Source organism: Falsirhodobacter halotolerans (genome assembly GCF_022899245.1).
In the GTDB taxonomy this organism is placed as follows: Bacteria; Pseudomonadota; Alphaproteobacteria; order Rhodobacterales; family Rhodobacteraceae; genus Falsirhodobacter; species Falsirhodobacter halotolerans.
This window is the reverse complement of record NZ_JALJAZ010000001.1, coordinates 234,584-252,285: the sequence shown is the minus strand read 5'-3', so window position 1 is coordinate 252,285 and position 17,702 is coordinate 234,584. Positions and strand designations below refer to the sequence as shown.

The 17,702-nt window shown below is 68.2% G+C and carries 18 protein-coding genes; 6 read left to right on the top strand and 12 right to left on the bottom strand.

What is annotated here, in order from left to right:
• Positions 1-2 precede the first annotated feature (2 nt).
• The 3 genes from MU449_RS01280 to folK are packed head-to-tail and all read right to left on the bottom strand — an operon-like array spanning position 3 to position 3,066.
• Complete coding sequence (locus MU449_RS01280) at positions 3-2,120, bottom strand: RelA/SpoT family protein (protein ID WP_244736190.1); 2,118 nt, start codon at positions 2,118-2,120, stop codon at positions 3-5.
• 16 nt (positions 2,121-2,136) lie between these two features.
• Positions 2,137-2,490 carry a DNA-directed RNA polymerase subunit omega gene (gene rpoZ, locus MU449_RS01275; protein ID WP_244736189.1) on the bottom strand — a complete coding sequence of 118 codons (354 nt, stop codon included), beginning with the start codon at positions 2,488-2,490 and terminating at the stop codon, positions 2,137-2,139.
• A gap of 33 nt (positions 2,491-2,523) precedes the next feature.
• A complete protein-coding gene (folK, locus tag MU449_RS01270) occupies positions 2,524-3,066 on the bottom strand; it encodes a 2-amino-4-hydroxy-6-hydroxymethyldihydropteridine diphosphokinase (RefSeq protein ID WP_244736188.1) in 543 nt (180 codons plus the stop codon).
• 82 nt (positions 3,067-3,148) lie between these two features.
• Here folK and ispH point away from each other — a divergent pair, with 82 nt between their 5' ends.
• Positions 3,149-4,111: a 4-hydroxy-3-methylbut-2-enyl diphosphate reductase gene (gene ispH / locus MU449_RS01265; RefSeq protein ID WP_244736187.1), complete on the top strand. Its 963-nt coding sequence runs from the start codon at positions 3,149-3,151 to the stop codon at positions 4,109-4,111.
• A gap of 191 nt (positions 4,112-4,302) precedes the next feature.
• Positions 4,303-4,767, top strand: coding sequence for a ribonuclease HI (gene rnhA / locus MU449_RS01260; protein WP_244736186.1), 465 nt, complete (start codon positions 4,303-4,305; stop codon positions 4,765-4,767).
• Here the strand turns inward: rnhA and fmt are convergent.
• The 3 genes from fmt to def (MU449_RS01245) are packed head-to-tail and all read right to left on the bottom strand — an operon-like array spanning position 4,764 to position 6,677.
• Complete coding sequence (gene fmt, locus MU449_RS01255; protein WP_244736185.1) at positions 4,764-5,654, bottom strand: methionyl-tRNA formyltransferase; 891 nt, start codon at positions 5,652-5,654, stop codon at positions 4,764-4,766. The two genes, rnhA and fmt, sit on opposite strands and share 4 nt — an antisense overlap.
• 4 nt (positions 5,655-5,658) lie before the next feature.
• Entirely contained in the window at positions 5,659-6,156 is a 498-nt protein-coding gene (gene def, locus MU449_RS01250; RefSeq protein ID WP_244736184.1) for a peptide deformylase, read from the bottom strand.
• Positions 6,153-6,677, bottom strand: coding sequence for a peptide deformylase (gene def / locus MU449_RS01245; protein WP_244738902.1), 525 nt, complete (start codon positions 6,675-6,677; stop codon positions 6,153-6,155). Before def (MU449_RS01245) ends, def (MU449_RS01250) begins: the two co-directional genes overlap by 4 nt.
• A gap of 92 nt (positions 6,678-6,769) precedes the next feature.
• Here def (MU449_RS01245) and MU449_RS01240 point away from each other — a divergent pair, with 92 nt between their 5' ends.
• Positions 6,770-7,942, top strand: a complete 1,173-nt coding sequence (locus MU449_RS01240) for a MalY/PatB family protein (RefSeq protein WP_244736183.1) — start codon at positions 6,770-6,772, stop codon at positions 7,940-7,942.
• On the opposite strand, the gene MU449_RS01235 is transcribed toward MU449_RS01240, so the two are convergent.
• Positions 7,943-8,290 (bottom strand): hypothetical protein, encoded by a 348-nt coding sequence (locus tag MU449_RS01235; RefSeq protein WP_244736182.1) that lies wholly within the window; start codon positions 8,288-8,290, stop codon positions 7,943-7,945.
• Between the two features lie 92 nt (positions 8,291-8,382).
• On the opposite strand from MU449_RS01235, the gene MU449_RS01230 reads away from it, so the two are divergent.
• Together MU449_RS01230 and MU449_RS01225 are read left to right on the top strand one after the other, a co-directional pair.
• Positions 8,383-9,210 (top strand): glycosyltransferase family 2 protein, encoded by an 828-nt coding sequence (locus tag MU449_RS01230; protein ID WP_244736181.1) that lies wholly within the window; start codon positions 8,383-8,385, stop codon positions 9,208-9,210.
• Positions 9,207-9,734 (top strand): MOSC domain-containing protein, encoded by a 528-nt coding sequence (locus tag MU449_RS01225; protein WP_244736180.1) that lies wholly within the window; start codon positions 9,207-9,209, stop codon positions 9,732-9,734. The genes MU449_RS01230 and MU449_RS01225 overlap by 4 nt, the downstream gene beginning before the upstream one ends.
• Here MU449_RS01225 and MU449_RS01220 read toward each other — a convergent pair.
• Complete coding sequence (locus tag MU449_RS01220; RefSeq protein ID WP_244736179.1) at positions 9,731-13,168, bottom strand: chromosome segregation SMC family protein; 3,438 nt, start codon at positions 13,166-13,168, stop codon at positions 9,731-9,733. The genes MU449_RS01225 and MU449_RS01220 overlap by 4 nt on opposite strands.
• Before the next feature lie 136 nt (positions 13,169-13,304).
• On the opposite strand from MU449_RS01220, the gene MU449_RS01215 reads away from it, so the two are divergent.
• Entirely contained in the window at positions 13,305-14,291 is a 987-nt protein-coding gene (locus MU449_RS01215; protein WP_244736178.1) for a P1 family peptidase, read from the top strand.
• Position 14,292: 1 nt separating this feature from the next.
• Here the strand turns inward: MU449_RS01215 and MU449_RS01210 are convergent, their stop codons facing one another.
• The 4 genes from MU449_RS01210 to uvrC form a co-directional block, all read right to left on the bottom strand.
• Positions 14,293-14,742, bottom strand: a complete 450-nt coding sequence (locus MU449_RS01210; RefSeq protein ID WP_244736177.1) for a molybdenum cofactor biosynthesis protein MoaE — start codon at positions 14,740-14,742, stop codon at positions 14,293-14,295.
• Positions 14,739-14,987, bottom strand: a complete 249-nt coding sequence (moaD, locus tag MU449_RS01205) for a molybdopterin converting factor subunit 1 (protein WP_244736176.1) — start codon at positions 14,985-14,987, stop codon at positions 14,739-14,741. Before moaD ends, MU449_RS01210 begins: the two co-directional genes overlap by 4 nt.
• A complete protein-coding gene (gene pgsA / locus MU449_RS01200) occupies positions 14,984-15,649 on the bottom strand; it encodes a CDP-diacylglycerol--glycerol-3-phosphate 3-phosphatidyltransferase (protein ID WP_244736175.1) in 666 nt (221 codons plus the stop codon). Before pgsA ends, moaD begins: the two co-directional genes overlap by 4 nt.
• A 75-nt stretch (positions 15,650-15,724) precedes the next feature.
• Positions 15,725-17,581 (bottom strand): excinuclease ABC subunit UvrC, encoded by a 1,857-nt coding sequence (gene uvrC / locus MU449_RS01195; protein WP_342345628.1) that lies wholly within the window; start codon positions 17,579-17,581, stop codon positions 15,725-15,727.
• Positions 17,582-17,702 lie beyond the last annotated feature (121 nt).

The window sequence follows — 17,702 nt, the reverse complement described above, 5'->3', positions numbered from 1 at the left end:
TCTTACGGCTTGCGGTTCAGATCGCGCATCCGTGCGATCTGCGCCACGTGGCTTTCGGTTTCCAGCGCGGTCATGACCAGATGCAGGTGCTCCACGTCGCGCACCTCCGTCTCGATCATCAGGCGATAGAAATCGGGCTTCCGATCCGTCAGGACCAGATCCGAGATATTGGCCGCCCGCTCTCCGATCAAGGTGCAGATCCGCCCCAGCATTCCCGCGTCGTTGGATATGGTGACATCCAGGGCGGCGTTGTGGATCGGCGCGTGCCGCCCCGCCTGCCAGTGCAAATCGACCCAGCGTTCGGACTGGCTCTCGAACTCCTCCAGCGCGGGGCAGTCGATGGTGTGGATGACCACGCCCTGCCCGCGATAGGTGATGCCGACGATCCGTTCCCCCGGCAGCGGCTGGCAGCATTGCGCGCGCCGATAGGGCTGATCGGGGGCCAGTCCGACCACGGGGCGGTTCTGGATCACCTCCGCCTCAGTCGGGGGCGCGACCTCGGGATAAAGCACCTCGATCACCCGGCGCGCGGGCAGTTCGGCGGCGCCGATGCGGGCCAGAAGCTCCACCTCGTCGGGCACGGCGAGCATCCGCGCGGCGGTGCGCAGGGCCTTGTCGCTCATCTTGCGGTCCACCTGATCGAAGGCGGATCGGGCCAGTTCCTGCCCCAGACGGACGAATCGGCTGCGATCATCCTCGCGCAGCGCGCGGCGGATGGCGGTCTTGGCCCGGCCAGTGGTCACGATGTCCATCCAGGCCGCCTGCGGGCGCTGCCCCTCGGCCGAAATGATCTCCACCGACTGGCCGTTCCGCAAACGGGTCCAGAGCGGCACGCGGATGCCGTCCACCTTGGCCGACACGCAGGAATTGCCCACCCGCGTGTGGATGGCAAAGGCGAAATCCAGCGGCGTGGCCCCCTTGGGAAGCTGGATCACGTCGCCCTTGGGCGTGAAGCAGAACACCTGATCGGTGTACATCTCCAGCTTCACCGTCTCCATGAAGGCGACGTGGTCTTCCTCGTCCAGACGTTCGGTCAGGCTGGCCAGCCATTTGGCGGGATCGACGGCGAAGGGGTTCTTGACCCGCTTCCCCTCGCGGTAGGCCCAATGCGCGGCGACGCCGGCCTCGTTCACCTCATGCATCTGCCGGGTGCGGATCTGCACCTCCACCCGCTTGCCGTCCCGCCCCTGCACCGTGGTGTGGATGGAGCGATAGCCGTTCTGCTTGGGCTGGCTGATGTAATCCTTGAACCGCCCCGGCACCGCCTTCCACCGATGGTGGATCACGCCCAGAATGCGATAGCAGTCGGCCTCGTTCTCGCAGATCACGCGAAAGCCGTAGATGTCGGACAGGCGCGAGAAGGCCAGATCCTTCTCCTGCATCTTGCGCCAGATGCTGTAGGGCTTTTTCGCGCGCCCATAGACGGCGGCGTCGATCGCGGCCTTGTCCAGCTCGGTGCGGATATCGGCGGTGATGGTGTGCACAAGATCGCCGGTTTCGCGCTGCAGTGTGATGAACCGGCGGATGATCGACTTCCTCGCCTCCGCGTTCAGGACGCGGAAGGACAGATCCTCCAGCTCCTCGCGCATCCACTGCATCCCCATGCGCCCCGCAAGGGGGGCGAAAATCTCCATCGTCTCCCGCGCCTTCTGGGCCTGCTTTTCGGGGCGCATGGAGCGGATGGTGCGCATGTTGTGCAACCGGTCCGCCAGCTTGACCAGAATCACCCGCAGGTCCTTGGACATGGCCATGAACAGCTTGCGGAAGTTGTCCGCCTGCTTGGATTGGGTGGAGGAAAGTTCCAGATTGGTCAGCTTGGTCACGCCATCGACCAGTTCGGCGATGTCGGTGCCGAACAGCCGCTCCACCTCGACATAGGTGGATTTCGTGTCTTCGATCGTGTCGTGCAGAAGCGCCGTGACGATGGTGGCGTCATCCAGCTGCTGTTCGGTCAGGATGGCCGCCACCGCGACGGGATGGGTGAAATACGGCTCGCCCGACTGGCGCATCTGCCCATCATGCATCCGCGCGCCATAGTGATAGGCGCGCGTGATCAGGTCGGCATCGCTGCGCGGATTGTAATTGCGGACAAGGGCGATCAGGTCGTCGAGGTCGATCATCCCCGCCGCTTTCCGATCAGTTCTGGCCTTGCGCTTCCATCAGCGCGCGCAGAAGCTTTTCTTCCGACATGTCGTCCTGGGCCGGACGGTCCGGCTCGGCCCCCATGAGGGCGGACATGCGGTCTTCTTCCGGCTCGTCGACCTCGATCTGGGTCTGGAAGCTTTCGATCATCCGCTCGCGCAGCGCTTCGGCGCCCTGCGTCTCGTCCGCGATCTCGCGCAGGGACACGACGGGGTTCTTGTCGTTGTCGCGATCGACCGTCAGGGGCGAACCCGTGGCGATCTCGCGCGCGCGGTGCGCGGCCAGCATCACCAGCTCAAACCGGTTCGGGACCTTGTCAACGCAATCTTCGACCGTCACGCGGGCCATGGGCGACTCCATCTGATGGGGGCATCAAGCGGCCTATTTACGCGGATCGTGACCGGATGACAAGGGGCGCACCGCCGCCACATCGCCCGCAGGCAGCGCGTCCCGCATCTGCGCAACCGTCCGGTCCAGCACCGGATGCCGCCAGTCGGGGGCGATGTCGGACCACGGAACCAGCACGAAGGCGCGATCCTGCAGCCGGGGGTGCGGCAGGATAAGCGCCCCGGGCGCCTCGCGCTGCTGTCGGTCGGGCGGCAGGGCGTGCCAATGCGCCCAGTCGCCCTCCACCCTTTCCCCCAGCGCCAACAGGTCGAGATCCAGGACCCGCGCGCCCCACCGGTCCGCCCGCACCCGCCCCGCCGACGCCTCGATCCGGTGAAGATCGATCAACAGCGCATCGGGCGCGCCATCCCATGCCACCTCGGCCACGGCGTTGACATAATCGGGGCCGGACCCTGCGGGAAAGGCAGGGGTGGCATAGAGCGGACTGGCCGCCACCGGCCCCAGCCGCGCCAAGGCGTCGCGGACCGCGCCCTCAGCATCGCCCATATTCGCGCCCAGCGCCACGAATGCCCGCATTCTCGCCCTCATGTCCGGGTGGGGCTGGACCTCGGCCCCACCAGACCTTACCTCTGTCACGTCACGCAAGAAGGCAAGCCGCATGTCCCTGCCCCCTTTGATGCTGTATCTGGCCGCGCCGCGCGGGTTCTGCGCGGGCGTGGACCGCGCGATCAAGATCGTGGAACTGGCGCTGCAGAAATGGGGTGCGCCCGTCTATGTCCGGCACGAAATCGTCCACAATAAGTTCGTGGTCGATTCGCTGAAAGATCAGGGGGCGATCTTCGTGGAGGAGCTGGACGACGTGCCGGGCGACCGCCCGGTGATCTTTTCGGCACATGGTGTGCCCAAGGCCGTCCCGGCCGAAGCGGCGCGGCGCGAGATGGTCTTTGTCGACGCGACCTGCCCTCTGGTCAGCAAGGTGCATATCGAAGCGGAGCGTCACCACGCGGACGGCCTCCAGATGGTGATGATCGGCCATGCGGGCCATCCCGAAACCATCGGCACCATGGGGCAACTTCCGCCCGGCGAAGTTCTGCTGGTCGAAACGCCCGAGGATGTGGCGGGGCTTGAGGTCCGCGACCCCGAACGCCTGGCCTTCATCACCCAGACCACCCTGTCGGTCGATGACACCGTCCTGATCGTGCAGGCGTTGCAGGCGCGGTTTCCCGCCATCGTCGGCCCGCACAAGGAAGACATCTGTTACGCGACCACCAACCGCCAGATGTCGGTCAAGGCGATCGCGGGGCGGATCGACGCGCTTCTGGTGATCGGCGCACCCAATTCGTCCAATTCCAAACGGCTGGTGGAAGTGGGGCGCGCCGCGGGCTGCGCCTATGCCCAGCTGGTCCAGCGGGCCGAGGATATCGACTGGCGCGCGCTGGAAGGGATCGGCTCCGTCGGCATCACCGCCGGCGCCTCCGCCCCGGAGGTGCTGGTGAACGAGGTGGTGGACGCGTTCCGCGCGCGATTCGACACCTCGGTCGAACTGGTGGAAACCGTCAAGGAGCGCGTGGAATTCAAGGTGCCCCGCGTGTTGCGCGAACCGGTGCAAGACAGCGTTTGACAATCCCCGCGCGCGGTGAAACGCTCATGTTTCTACGGAGGAGTTTTCACGTATGGTTCTTGTGATCGCTGCAATGTCGCTTCTGGCTCTGGCCCTTGCGGTTCGCCCCGAACCCGCCCGCGTGCGCGTGGCCGCCACCCGCCGCCGCTAAGCCGCTTGCATGGCGCGGGGCGTTGGGTTAGCCCGCCGTCATGCCTGATCTATACGCCTATACCGATGGTGCCTGCAGTGGAAATCCCGGCCCGGGGGGCTGGGGTGTCCTGATGCTGGCCAAGGACGGGGATACCGTCCTGAAGGAACGCACCCTGTGCGGGGGCGAGGCCCTGACCACCAACAACCGCATGGAACTTCTGGCGGCGATCTCGGCCCTTGATGCGCTGAGCCGCCCGTCGGCTCTGGTTGTCGTGACCGATTCCAACTACGTCAGGAACGGCGTGACCAGCTGGATTCACGGCTGGAAGCGCAACGGATGGAAAACCGCCGACCGCAAACCGGTGAAGAATGCCGATCTGTGGGAAAGGCTGGATACAGCGCAGGCCCGCCATACCGTCGAATGGCGCTGGATCAAGGGCCATGCGGGCCATGCCGAAAACGAACGGGCGGACGAACTGGCGCGCGAAGGGATGGCCCCGTTCAAGAAGAAGGCCGGGGCTTAGGTCAGCGGGACCCGCAGATCGAAGCCGCGCAGAAGGTCGGACGGGGTCTGCGGCCGCTTCCCCTCGCGCTGGGCCGATGAGATCGCGACCGCCCCCGTGCCGCAGGCGATGACCAGATCGCCCAGATGCACCCCCGGCGGGCCGTCCCCCGGCACCACGCGGCTGGCCAGCATCTTCACCCGCTCGCCCCCCGCCATGGCCCATGCGCCCGGAAAGGGCGACAAGGCGCGGATCTGGCGATCCACCTCGACCGCCGGGCGGGTCCAGTCGATCCGCGCCTCGGCCTTGTCGATCTTGGCGGCATAGGTGACGCCGTCCGCAGGTTGCGGCGTGGCCGCCAGATCGCCCGCCAAAGCCGTCACGATCATCCGCGCGCCCATGTCGGACAGGCGATCATGCAACTGGGCGGTCGTTTCCTCGGCACCGATGGGCGTCGCCTCGCGCAGGATCACCGGCCCGGTGTCCAGCCCCGCATCCATCTGCATGATGCAGATGCCCGTTTCCGCATCCCCGGCAAGAATCGCGCGGTGAATCGGCGCCGCCCCCCGCCAGCGCGGCAAAAGCGAGGCGTGGATGTTCAGACAGCCCAGACGAGGGGCGTCCAGCACCGCCTGCGGCAGAATCAGGCCATAGGCCACCACGACCGCCACATCCGCATCCCAGGCGGCGAACTCGGCCCAAGCCTCCGGCGATTTCAGCGATGTCGGATGCCGCACCTCCAGCCCCAGATCCAGCGCGCGGGCGTGAACCGGGCCGGGGCGCGGCTGCTTGCCCCGTCCGGCGGGGCGCGGGGGCTGGGTATAGACGCAGACCACCTCATGCACCGCATGGACGGCCTCCAGCGCGGCCACCGAAAACTCGGGCGTGCCCATGAAGATGACCCGCATACCCCTACCTCCGGTTCAGTTTCTGCGCCCGCGCGATCAGCATCTTGCGTTTCAGCGGCGACAGGCGGTCGAAATACATCCGCCCGTTCAGATGGTCGATCTGATGCTGGACCGAGGTCGCCCAGAGATGGACGAAATCCCGCTCCTCCACCGCGCCCTGATCGTTCAGGAACCGCACCGTCACCGCACGCGGGCGGTCGATGGTGGCGTGCACGCCGGGCAGGTTGGGGCTCGCCTCGTCATGGCTGCGGGGCTGGACCGAGGCGTGCAGCACCTCCGGGTTGGCCAGAAGGATCGCCTGCCCACGATCATCGGAACAATCGACCACGGCCAGCCGCAGCATCACCCCGATCTGGGGCGCGGCCAGACCCACGCCGGGCATGGCGTCCATCGTTTCCACCATGTCGCGCCAGATCGCGCGAATGTCGTCGGTGATCGCCTCCACCGGGGCGGCGGGGGTGCGCAGGCGCGCGTCGGGCCAGCGCAGGAACGGGCGGATCATGCCCCGTCCCGCGCGCGTTCGCGTTTCAGCTTCTGCATCTTGCGGGTGATCATCTGCCGTTTCAGCGGGCCCAGATAATCGATGAACAGTTTTCCATCCAGATGGTCGATCTCGTGTTGCAGGCAGGTGGCCCAAAGGCCGTCGAACTCCTGCTCGCGCTCCGTCCCGTCCAGATCCAGCCAACGGGCGCGCACCCGCGCGGGGCGCTCCACCTCGGCATATTGCTCGGGGATCGACAGGCACCCTTCCTCATAGGTGCTCAGATCCTCCGACGCCCAGGTGATCTTGGGGTTCAGCAGCACCATCGGCTGCGGCTCCGTCTCGGCATCCTTGGAACAGTCCATGGTCAGGATCCGCAGCATGGCCCCCACCTGCGGACCGGCCAGCCCCACCCCCGGCGCGTCATACATCGTCTCCAGCATGTCGCGCGCCAGATCGCGGATCTCGGGCGTGATGTCGGTGACGGGATCGCACATCTTTTTCAGGCGCGGATCGGGATGGATCAGGATCGGACGTATCATGCGCGAGATGTAGGCCAAGCGCGGCCCCCACGCAATCCTTCCCCTTCCTCTTCCCCCACGCTAACCTGCCCCGCGATTGCAGGAGGCAGCAGATGAACTTCGACGAGGCCATCGACCGGATCGGCACCCATTCCGTCAAATGGGACATGATGGAAACGCTGTATGACGTGCCCAAGGGGCAGGGCCTGCCCATGTGGGTGGCCGACATGGATTTCCGCCCCCCGGCCGCCGTGCAGGCCGAGGTGGAGGCGATGGCCGCCCATGGTGTCTACGGCTATTTCGGCGATGACCGGCCCTATCTGGAGGCGATCCGCTGGTGGATGCGCACCCGTCACGGGTGGGAGGTGGACGCGGACGCGATCTTCACCACGCATGGTCTGGTGAACGGCACGGGCCTGTGCATCGACGCCTTCACCCAGCCGGGCGACGGGGTGGTCCTGATGACCCCCGTCTATCACGCCTTCGCCCGCGTGATCAAAACGGCCGGGCGCAAGGTCGTCTCCTGCCCGCTGGCGCAGGTCGATGGCCGCTATGTCATGGATATCGACGCGTGGGACGCGCAGATGACGGGGGCGGAGCGGATGCTGATCCTGTGTTCGCCGCACAACCCCGGCGGGCGGGTCTGGACGGCGGAGGAGCTGCGCGCGGTCGCCGATTTCTGCGTTCGCCACGACCTGATCCTCGTGTCGGACGAAATTCATCACGATCTGGTCTTCCCCGGTCAGCGCCATGTCCCGATGCCCCTGGCCGCGCCCGACATCGTCGACCGGCTGGTGATGATGACCGCCACCACAAAGACGTTCAACATTGCGGGCAGCCATACCGGCAACGTCATCATTCCCGATCCGACCCTGCGCGCCCGGTTCGCCGGGCGGCTGGCGGCGCTTGGCATCTCGCCCAACAGCTTCGGGCTTCGGATGGCCACCGCCGCCTACAGTCCCGAAGGGGCGGCGTGGCTGGACGAGCTGATGGCCTATCTGGACGAAAACCGGCGCATGTTCGACGCCGCCGTCAACGCCATTCCCGGCGTCCGGTCGATGCCGCTGGAGGCGACGTATCTGTCCTGGGTCGATTTCTCGGGCACCGGCATGACCCAGGACGAAATCCTGACGCGGGTGGAAAAGCAGGGGGGCATCGCCGCCAGCCACGGCATCACCTTCGGTGAAGGCGGCGAACACTTCCTGCGGTTCAACATCGCCACCACGCGGGCCAATATCGAAAACGCCGCGCAACGCCTGCGCGACGCCTTCGCCGACCTGCAGTGATCAACGCGCGGTCAGATATCCGCGCACAGCGGAATCCGCCCGTTCATAATCGACGGGCGGCACCTCATACACCGGCTGGAACGACTTGAACTCGCAGATCAACTCGTCGCCTTCGACGGTGGAGGCGACGATCAGGCAATGCCCGACATGGCGCGGCCCGTCATAGATGTCGACCAGCCCGCGCAGATGCTCCAGACGCGCGGCGTCCACCGACAGGCCCGTGCCCCACATTCGGCGCAGCGGAAACACCGTGTCGCCCAACTGGATGTGCAGGCGGCTGCCCCGCTGACGTGTGCGCCGCGCCGAACGCAGACCCTCGCGCAATTCCTCGGTCAGAAATTCCAGCATGTCATCCCCCCATACCTTCCGCGAATCCACATTGAGGAAAGAGCCGAACCCTGTCTATTGTTCCCATGGTCGCACCGGCAAAAGGGCCTGACATGACGTGGGGGATCTGCACCACCGCCAAGGCCCCGCCCAAAGCGCTGCGCGCCTTTGTCGGCCACCATCTGTCCCTTGGCGCGGACCATATCTGGCTGCATCTGGACGACCCCGACGACCCCTTCGCCCTGTCCCATCCGCGCGTGACGGTCCAGCGCTGCGATGCCCGCTGGTGGGGGGCGCGGCGCCCCGACCGGCATCAGAACCGGCAGGCCCGCAACATGCAGCGTCTGTATGCGCAGGCGCCGTTGCCTTGGATCGCCCATCTGGACGTGGACGAATTCCTCCATCCCCTGCGCCCGGTGGGCGAGGTTCTGGCCGAAACGGCCACCCCCCTTCTGCCCCTTCGCCCGTGGGAGGCGCTGGAAGGCGGGCGGGAGTTCCGCGCCCCGCTGCGCCGCCGCTGGTTGATGCGCCGGATCGCCTTCGGCCCCCATGCGCAGACGTTGCAGCGCGGCGCGCTCAGCCATCATATCGGCAAATCGTTCTTCCGCACCGGCGTGCCAGGGATGGAGCCGCGCCTGCATGGCGGGTTCCTGAACGGCGCGCGGATCAAGGGGATTCCCTTCGCCCCCGACCTGCCGCTGCTGCATTTTCACGCCGATGACCGTTCGGCGTGGCAGGGCCGCCTTCCCTTCCGGCTGGCGCGCGGGGCCTATGGCGGCAATGCGGCGCTGGTGGCGGTTCTGTCCGATCCGGCGCGGGTTGCGCCGTTCTATGACGCGGTGCAGAATCCATCCGGCTGGCGGCGGCGGATCTTGCGCGCGTGCGGGCTTTTGATGACGGTCGATCTTGATCTGGCCCGCCATGAAAAGGACATCCCATGATTCCACGCGCCGACCTTGACGCCGCCCTGCCCCACATTCTGGACGCGCCCAAGGACGCGGCCCCCGTCACCTGCCTGTGCTTTCGCCCGGATTACGGGCAGCGCACCTTTCCCGACCGCCTGACCCTGACCCGGGCGGGCGGCATTCCGGGCGAACGGTGGACCAAGGCCCCGTGGATGCGGCTGGCCGATGGGTCGCCCGATCCGCGCATTCAGGTGTCGATCCTGCCCGCCCGCATCCGCGATCTGGTCTGCGGGGGCGGCCTGCATCCGGGCGATCCGGTCATCGCCGATCTGGACATGACCGAGGCGAACCTGCCCGTGGGCACGCTGCTGCATCTGGGCACGGCGGTGGTGCGGGTGTCGGACGCCTTCAACGACGCCTGCGTGAAATGGAAGGTGCGTTACGGGGCGGACGCCAAGGATTGGGTCGTGGCCCATCCCCACCTGCGCCTGCGCGGCATCCTCTGTTCCATCGAACAGGATGGCGAGGTTCGTCTGGGCGACGTGATCCGCAAGGTCTAGGCGACCAGCGCCTCGGCCTTCTTCAGGTCCACGCTGACCAGTTGGCTGACGCCCTGTTCCACCATCGTCACCCCGAACAGCCGGTCCATCCGCGCCATCGTCACCGCGTGGTGGGTGATGATCAGGAACCGCGTGTCGGTCCGGCGCGTCATCTCGTCCAGCAGATCGCAGAAGCGGGTGACGTTGGCGTCGTCCAGCGGCGCATCCACCTCGTCCAGCACGCAGATCGGCGCGGGGTTGGCCAGAAAGACGGCAAAGATCAGCGCCATGGCGGTCAGCGTCTGCTCGCCCCCCGACAAAAGCGACAGGGTGGACAGCTTCTTGCCCGGCGGCTGGCACATGATCTCCAGCCCCGCATCCAGCGGATCGTCGGATTCCACCATGACCAGCCGCGCCTCGCCCCCGCCGAACAGATGGGTGAACAACGTTCCGAAGCTGGCATTGACCTCGGTGAAGGCAGCCAGAAGCCGTTCGCGCCCCTCCCGGTTCAGGCCGCCGATCCCGGCGCGCAGGGCCTTGATCGCCTCCTCCAGATCGGCCTTTTCGGCGGCGAGGGTGTCATGCTCCTCGGTCAGGGCGCGGGCATCCTCCTCGGCGCGCAGGTTCACCGCGCCCAGGGCGTCGCGCTGGCGGCGCAGGCGGGCAACGTCGTCCTCCAACTGCGCGGCGGGGCCGAAGGCGGCGGGATCGCCCAGCGTCGCCAGAAGCGCCTCGGGCGAGCGGTCGGTCTCCTCGGCAATCCGCAGGGCGGCGGCGTCCGTGGCGTCGCGGGCCGCATCGCGCAGGGCTTCGGTGCGGGCGCGGGCCTCGCGGGCGTCGGCGGCGTGACGGGCGGTGTCGCGCTCGGCCTCCTGCGCGGTGCGGGCGGTGGTTTCGGCGGCAGTCAGGGCGGCGCGGGCGGCGTTCCGGCGGGCCCCGGCCTCCTCCAGCCGCTCGGCCAGCCCCTCGCGCAGCTCGGCCAGCTCCTCGGGGGCGGCGGTCGCCTCCTCCAACTCCTGTGCGGTGGCGGCGTGGCGGTCGGCGAGTTCGGCCTTGCGCCGCCCCGCCGTATCGGACCGCTGCCGCCAGCCCGCCAGCTCGCGCGCCACCTCGTCGCGGCGGCGGCGGCGGGCCTCGCCCTCGCGGCGCAGGTCGTCCAACGCGGCGCGGCGGGACAGCATGGCGATCCGCGCGCCCTCCACCGCCATGCGGCCCTGCTCGACGGCGGCACGGGCGGCGGCGAGGTCGCCCTCGGGCACCTGCTGGCCCTCCGCCTCGGTCAGCCGCAGGCGGGCGGCGCGGGATTCGTCGGCATGACGGCGGGCGGTGGCGCGGGCGGTTTCCACACGGCCCGCCGCGATGGACCGGTCGGCCTCGGCGCGCGAGGCGGCGCGGCTGGCCTCCGCCACGCGGGCATCGGCGGCGCGGCGCATCTCGCGCGCTGTCTGATCGTCCTGCGTGGCGCGGATCAGGGCGCTGTCCGCCGCCGCATGGGCGGTATGCGCGGCGGTTGACCGCGCCTCGGCACCCTCCAGCTCCTCGGTCAGATGGGCCAGCCGGTTCTTCTGGCGCAACCGCAGCGCGGCGGCGGAGGGGGCCTCGTCCCCCCCGACACGAAACCCGTCCCAGCGCCAGAGATCGCCCTCAAGGCTGACCAGCCGCTGGCCGGGGCGCAGGGCGGCCTGCCGCGCCGCGCCCGCATCGCGCGGAACGATCCCGATCCGGCCCAGACGGCGGGTCAGAACCGGCGGGGCGGTGACATGATCCGACAAGGGCACGGCCCCGTCCGGGACGTCCGGCGCGTCGTAATCGGGCAGGGCGATCCAGCCGCTCGGCCCCTCCTCGGCCCGCAGATCGTCGGCCAGCGCCGCGCCCAGCGCCGCCTCATACCCCTCCGCCACCCGCAGGCGGTCCAGAAGCGGCTGGCCCCCTTCGGTGTCGCGGTCGATCAGGCGGGTCAGGGCCGCCACCTCCGCCGCCAGCGCCCCGGCCTCGGACGCCGCCGCCGACCGGGCGGCGCGGGCCTCGGCCTCCGCCTCCTGCGCGGTGGCGCGGGTGTCCTCGGCGGTGGCCAGCGCCTCTTCGGCGGCCTCCGCCGCCTCGCGCGCCTCGGCCAGCATGTCTTCGGCTTTGGTCAGGGCGTCGGCCAGCCCCGCCTGATCGGCGGCCGCCGTGTCGGCCTCGGCCCCCGCGCGGACGGCGGCGGCCTCGGTCCGCTCCAGCGCGGCGCGGGTGTCGGCCAGCAGGCGGCGGGCGGACTGGTCGCGGGCCGACAGGCGGGCCACATCCTCGGTGCGGGCGGTGTGGGCCAGTTCCTCGTCCGCCAGACGTTCAGCGGCGATTTCCGACGCCTCCACCGCCTCCTCCAGCGCGTCGTCCTGCCCGTCAGCGGCGGCGGCCAGAACCTCGGCCTCGGCCTCCAGCCGCTCCAAACTGTCGGTGGCGTCACGTGTCAACGCCTCTTCGCGCGCGGCGTCGCGGGACAGTTGATCCAGACGTTGGCGCAACGCGTCGATGGCGGCCAGCGCCCGCCCCTCGCGGTCGGCCAGAGTGACGCCCTCGGCCTCCAGCCGCGCGAACAGGGCGCTGGCGATGGCGTCTTCGTCCCGTGCGGGCGCAAGGGCCGCTTCGGCGCCTTCGCGCGCCGTGGCGGCGGCCCCGGCCTCGCGCTCTGCCGTCGCGGCGGCCTGGGCGGCGGCGCGCAGACCGGCCTCGGCCTCCTGCCGCGCGTGATCCGCCTCGTTCCACCGGCGCCACAGAAGCGCCCCCTCGGCCCGGCGCAGCGCCTCGCCGATCTCGCGGTAGCGTTGGGCCTGTTTCGCCTGCCGCGCCAGAACCTGAAGCTGCCCCGCCAGCCCTTCCACGACATCGGCCACGCGGGTCAGGTTCGCCTCGGTCGCCGTCAGCCGCAATTCGGCGTCGTGGCGGCGGGCGTAAAGGCCGGAGATCCCCGCAGCCTCCTCCAGTATCCGCCGCCGCGCGCGGGGCTTGGCGTTGATGAGTTCGGAGATTTGCCCCTGCCGCACCAGCGCCGGGCTGTGCGCCCCGGTGGAGGCGTCGGCGAACAGCATCTGCACGTCCTTGGCCCGCACATCGCGCGTGTTGACCTTGTAGGCCGACCCCGCATCCCGGGTGATGCGACGGATGATCTCGATCTGATCCTGGTCGTTGAACCCCGCCGGGGCCAGACGGTCCGCATTGTCGATGACCAGCGCCACCTCGGCAAAGTTCCGGGCCCCACGGCTGGACGTGCCCGCGAAAATCACATCCTCCATTCCCGCGCCGCGCATCGCGGTGGGGCGGTTTTCGCCCATGACCCAGCGCAGCGCCTCCAGCAGGTTCGACTTGCCGCACCCGTTCGGCCCGACCACGCCCGTCAGCCCCTCCCGGATCAGCATATCCGTGGGGTCGACGAAGCTTTTGAAGCCGTTCAGACGCAGGCGGTTGAAACGCAAGGGGGTCCTCCGAAGATCGCCCCATGTTTCGCGAACGGGGGGCCATGTCAACTCGGGGTGCCTTTACCCCTGCGGCATCTTGGCTAGGATGGCGCGATTCGGGGATGGACCCCACGGGACATACCAGGGGGCTGCCATGATACAGGGACCACGCAATCTGATCACCGATGTCGCAGGGCTGCGCGTCGGTCAGGCGCAGGACGAAACTCTGCGGTCGGGCACCACGGTCCTGACGGCCGACCACCCGTTCACCGCCGCCGTGTCGGTCATGGGCGGTGCCCCCGGCACGCGTGAGACGGACCTTCTGGACCCGTCCCGCCTTGTGCAGAAGGTGGATGCGCTGGTGCTGTCGGGCGGGTCGGCCTTTGGCCTTGATGCCTGTTCGGGGGTGACGGACGGGCTGCGCGCGGCGGGACGCGGCCTTGCCGTGGGGGATGCGCGCGTGCCGATCGTGCCGGGGGCGATCCTGTTCGATCTGGCCAACGGGGGCGACAAGGCGTGGGACGCCAACCCCTACCGAGCGCTGGGGCGGACCGCGTTCGACGCGGCGGCCGAGACGTTCGATCTGGGCACGGCGGGGGCCGGATTCGGCGCGATGACCGCCCGGTGGAAGGGGGGTGTCGGATCGGCGTCCTGCGTGCTGAAGAACGGGATCACGGTGGGCGCGCTGGTGGCGGTGAATGCGGTGGGGTCGGTGACGGCGGGCGAAAGCCGCCGGTTCTGGGCCGCCCCGTGGGAAATCGACGCCGAATTCGGATCGGTCGGCCTGCCGGCGGTTCTGGTGGGAGAGGAGGAGCCCGTGGCCCTGAAACGGCAGGGCGAGGCCACGACCCTTGCCATCGTCGCCACCGATGCCGACCTGACGCAGGCGCAGGCGCAGCGCATGGCCATTGCGGCGCAGGACGGCATCGCGCGCGGCATCGTGCCCGCGCATACGCAATATGACGGGGATCTGGTGTTTGCCGCCGCCACGGGCGCCAAGCCGGTGCGGGACGAGGAGATGTTCCTTCTGGGCCACGCCGCCGCCTGCGCCCTGATCCGCGCCATCGCCCGCGCCATCTATGAGGCGACCCCGCGCGAGGGGGATCTGCAACCCGTCTGGCGCAACGGGCTGGCGGGATAGGTCACCAGCGGGTCAGCGCATCCTCATCCGTCTGGCGCGCCGCGACCCAGGCCGCACCCTCCGCCGCGATTTCCTTCTTCCAGAAGGGCGCGCGGGATTTCAGGTAATCCATGAGGAACTCGGCCCCCTGGAACGCCTGCGCGCGGTGGCGGCTGGCGGTGGCGACCATCATGATGACCTCTCCGACACCCAGCCGTCCATGGCGGTGGATGACCAGCGCCGCGTCCAGCGTGAAGCGACGGATCGCCTCATCCGCCATCGCGGACAAGGCGCGTTCGGTCATGCCGGGGTAATGTTCGATCTCCATCGCCTGAAGGCCGCCGCTGTCGCGGACGATCCCGGTAAAGGACACGACGGCACCGGAGGGCTGGCCTTGGGAAAAGGCGTTCAGCTCCGCACCCGCGTCGAAGCCTTCGGTCTGGACGCGGACATGGGGTGACGGGACGCTCATCCGCCGGTCATGGGCGGAAAGAACGCCACCTCGCGCGCGCCGGTCAGGGGGGCGTCGAAATCGGTCAGTTCCTGATCCACCGCGACGCGCACGGCGCGCAGGTCGGACAGGGCCAGCGCGTGATGATCGCTCCGGGCGCGCAATTCCTCGACCAAGGCGGCGACGGTGGGGGCGGATGTCTCCACCCGTTCTTTCGGCAGGCCGATCCGTTCGCGCAGCCAGGCGAAATAGAGGATGTCGATCATTCCTCGTCCTTCAGATAGGGGCGGGATTTCTGGAAATAGTCCCAGCCCGTGATCGCGGTCAGCACGGCGGCGATCCAGATCAGCACCAGCCCGATCTGCGTGGCCGTGGTGGAACAACTGATCGCGCCGCAGGTGCGGATGGGATCCGACAGCCCGCTGGCCATGGCGTCGGCATAGGCTTCGGGCGTCATTCCCTGCCGGGCGATGCCTTCCATGTATTCCAGCCCCGTGCCCAGAAACAGCACGGCGATCGCCACCATCTGCGCGGTCGTCTTCCACTTCGCCAGTTTCGTCACCCGCAACAGACCGGCGCGGGCCCCCAGAAACTCGCGCAGGCCGGACACGAACACCTCACGGAACAGGATGACGGTCACGGGCAGGATCAGCCACGGGTTCATGCCGGAATATCCGGTGATGACCACCAGCGCGATCACCACCATCGCCTTGTCGGCGATCGGGTCCAGCATCCGGCCGAAATTCGATTCCTGTTTCCACAGACGCGCAAGATAGCCATCGAACCAGTCGGTGACCGCCGCGCCCACGAACAGGGTCAGCGCCGCCCAGTCGGCCCAGGGCCGATGGAAGTAAAGAAACATCAGCGCCACGCCGGGGGCCGCCAGCAGGCGCAGGACCGTCAGGATGTTCGGCAGATTCCACGTCATGCTTTGGCCTTATCCTATCCCCCCACCCGCAGAAAGGGTTCGTTGCACAACAGATATGCGACGGATGGTCCGGTTTCAGCCCTGCGGATGAAAGAAATCGTGGACGTTCTGCGCCATCTGCGCGGAAATGCCGCCCACGGCCCGCAGATCTTCGATCCCCGCGCGGGCGACGGCCTTGGCCGAGCCGAAATGCGCCAGCAGCGCGCGCTTGCGGGCGGCCCCCACGCCCGGAATGTCGTCCAAAGGGGTTGCGCTGACGGCCTTGGCCCGCTTGGTGCGGTGCGCGCCGATGGCCCAACGGTGCGCCTCGTCCCGCAGACGCTGGATGAAATAGAGGACCGGGTCGTTGCGTTGCAGGGCGAAGGGGCGCTGGCCGGTGCGGTGGAACTCCTCCTTGCCGGCGTCGCGGTCGATGCCCTTGGCCACGCCGACCATGGGAATGTCCTCCACACCCAGTTCGGCCATGACGGCGCGCACGGCGCTGACCTGCCCCGCGCCGCCGTCGATCAGCAGAAGATCGGGCCACGCATCGGACTGACGGTCGGGATCTTCCTTCAGCAAACGTTCGAACCGGCGGGTCAGAACCTCGGTCATCATGCCGAAGTCGTCGCTGTTGGCCCCGGCGGCACTTTTGATGTTGAACTTGCGATACTGGCTTTTGATGAAGCCTTCGGGGCCGGCCACGATCATCCCGCCCACCGCGTTCGTGCCCTGAATATGCGAGTTGTCATAGACCTCGATCCGCGCGGGCGGGGCGTCCAATCCGAACGCCTCGGCCACGCCTTCCAACAGCTTGGTCTGCGTGGCGCTTTCGGACATGCGGCGGGCGAGGCTTTCGCGGGCGTTGCGGACGGCGTTGGCCACCAGCACCGCCTTTTCCCCCCGCTGCGGCACGCCCACCGCCACCTTGCGTCCTGCCCGTTCGGTCAGGACGGCGCGCACCAGATCGGGATTCTCCACCTCATGCGACAGAAGCACCATGCGGGGCGGCTCCTTGTCGTCATAGAACTGCGTCAGGAAGGCCTCCAGCACCTCGGGCGCGTCGGCCCCGGCGGTTTTGGGATAGAAGTCGCGGTTGCCCCAGCTTTGGTTGGCGCGGATGAAGAACACCTGCACACAGGCCTGCCCGCCCTCCATATGCAGGGCGATCACATCCGCCTCCGCCACGCCCTGCGGGTTGATGGACTGCCCCTGCTGCACCTGCGTCAGGGCCTTGATCCGGTCACGCAGGGCGGCGGCGCGTTCGAACTCCATCTCCTCGGACGCGCGGGCCATGTCGCGCGCAAGATCGGCCTGAACGCGCGTGGACCGACCCTTGAGGAACAGCTCCGCATCCGCGATCAACGCGCCGTATTCCGCCGCATCCACCTTTCCCACGCAGGGGGCGGAACAGCGCTTGATCTGGAACAGAAGGCAGGGCCGGGTCCGCCCCTCGAACACCGAATCCGAACAGGTGCGCAGCAGGAAGACCCGCTGCAACTGGTTCAGCGTCCGGTTCACCGCGCCCGCGCTGGCAAAGGGCCCGAAATAGCTGCCGTCCTTGCCGCGCTTGCCCCGATGCTTGCGGATCATGGGGAAGGCGTGATCCTTGGCGATCAGGATGTCGGGAAACGACTTGTCGTCGCGCAGCAGCACGTTGTAGCGGGGCTTGAGCTGCTTGATCAGGTTCTGCTCCAAGAGCAGGGCCTCGGTCTCGGTCCGCGTGGTCAGGAACATCATGCTGGCGGTTTCGCGGATCATCCGCGCGATGCGCCCCGAATGGCCGGTGGCGCGGGCATAGTTCGACACCCGCATCTTCAGGTTCCGCGCCTTGCCGACATACAAAACCTGATTTTGCGCATCCAGCATCCGATAGACACCGGGCGAGGCGTCTAGCGTCTTCAGATAGCCCTGAATGACCTGTGGCCCCGTTTGAACCGCCTTCTCCGTCACGTTCCGAACCTCTGTTGACCGATTCCCTGCCGCTGCACCGACCGTCCGGCCTTGGCAAGATAAAAGGCATCCACCGTTTCTGTGGATAAACTTGGGCAAAAAATCACTGAGCGGTGCGATT

Coding starts and splice junctions, on each gene's coding strand:
- MU449_RS01280 (WP_244736190.1), bottom strand. CDS start 2,120: ATGATCGACCTCGACGACCTGATCGCCCTTGTCCGCAATTACAATCCG.
- rpoZ (WP_244736189.1), bottom strand. CDS start 2,490: ATGGCCCGCGTGACGGTCGAAGATTGCGTTGACAAGGTCCCGAACCGG.
- folK (WP_244736188.1), bottom strand. CDS start 3,066: ATGCGGGCATTCGTGGCGCTGGGCGCGAATATGGGCGATGCTGAGGGC.
- ispH (WP_244736187.1), top strand. CDS start 3,149: ATGTCCCTGCCCCCTTTGATGCTGTATCTGGCCGCGCCGCGCGGGTTC.
- rnhA (WP_244736186.1), top strand. CDS start 4,303: ATGCCTGATCTATACGCCTATACCGATGGTGCCTGCAGTGGAAATCCC.
- fmt (WP_244736185.1), bottom strand. CDS start 5,654: ATGCGGGTCATCTTCATGGGCACGCCCGAGTTTTCGGTGGCCGCGCTG.
- def (WP_244736184.1), bottom strand. CDS start 6,156: ATGATCCGCCCGTTCCTGCGCTGGCCCGACGCGCGCCTGCGCACCCCC.
- def (WP_244738902.1), bottom strand. CDS start 6,677: ATGATACGTCCGATCCTGATCCATCCCGATCCGCGCCTGAAAAAGATG.
- MU449_RS01240 (WP_244736183.1), top strand. CDS start 6,770: ATGAACTTCGACGAGGCCATCGACCGGATCGGCACCCATTCCGTCAAA.
- MU449_RS01235 (WP_244736182.1), bottom strand. CDS start 8,290: ATGCTGGAATTTCTGACCGAGGAATTGCGCGAGGGTCTGCGTTCGGCG.
- MU449_RS01230 (WP_244736181.1), top strand. CDS start 8,383: ATGACGTGGGGGATCTGCACCACCGCCAAGGCCCCGCCCAAAGCGCTG.
- MU449_RS01225 (WP_244736180.1), top strand. CDS start 9,207: ATGATTCCACGCGCCGACCTTGACGCCGCCCTGCCCCACATTCTGGAC.
- MU449_RS01215 (WP_244736178.1), top strand. CDS start 13,305: ATGATACAGGGACCACGCAATCTGATCACCGATGTCGCAGGGCTGCGC.
- MU449_RS01210 (WP_244736177.1), bottom strand. CDS start 14,742: ATGAGCGTCCCGTCACCCCATGTCCGCGTCCAGACCGAAGGCTTCGAC.
- moaD (WP_244736176.1), bottom strand. CDS start 14,987: ATGATCGACATCCTCTATTTCGCCTGGCTGCGCGAACGGATCGGCCTG.
- pgsA (WP_244736175.1), bottom strand. CDS start 15,649: ATGACGTGGAATCTGCCGAACATCCTGACGGTCCTGCGCCTGCTGGCG.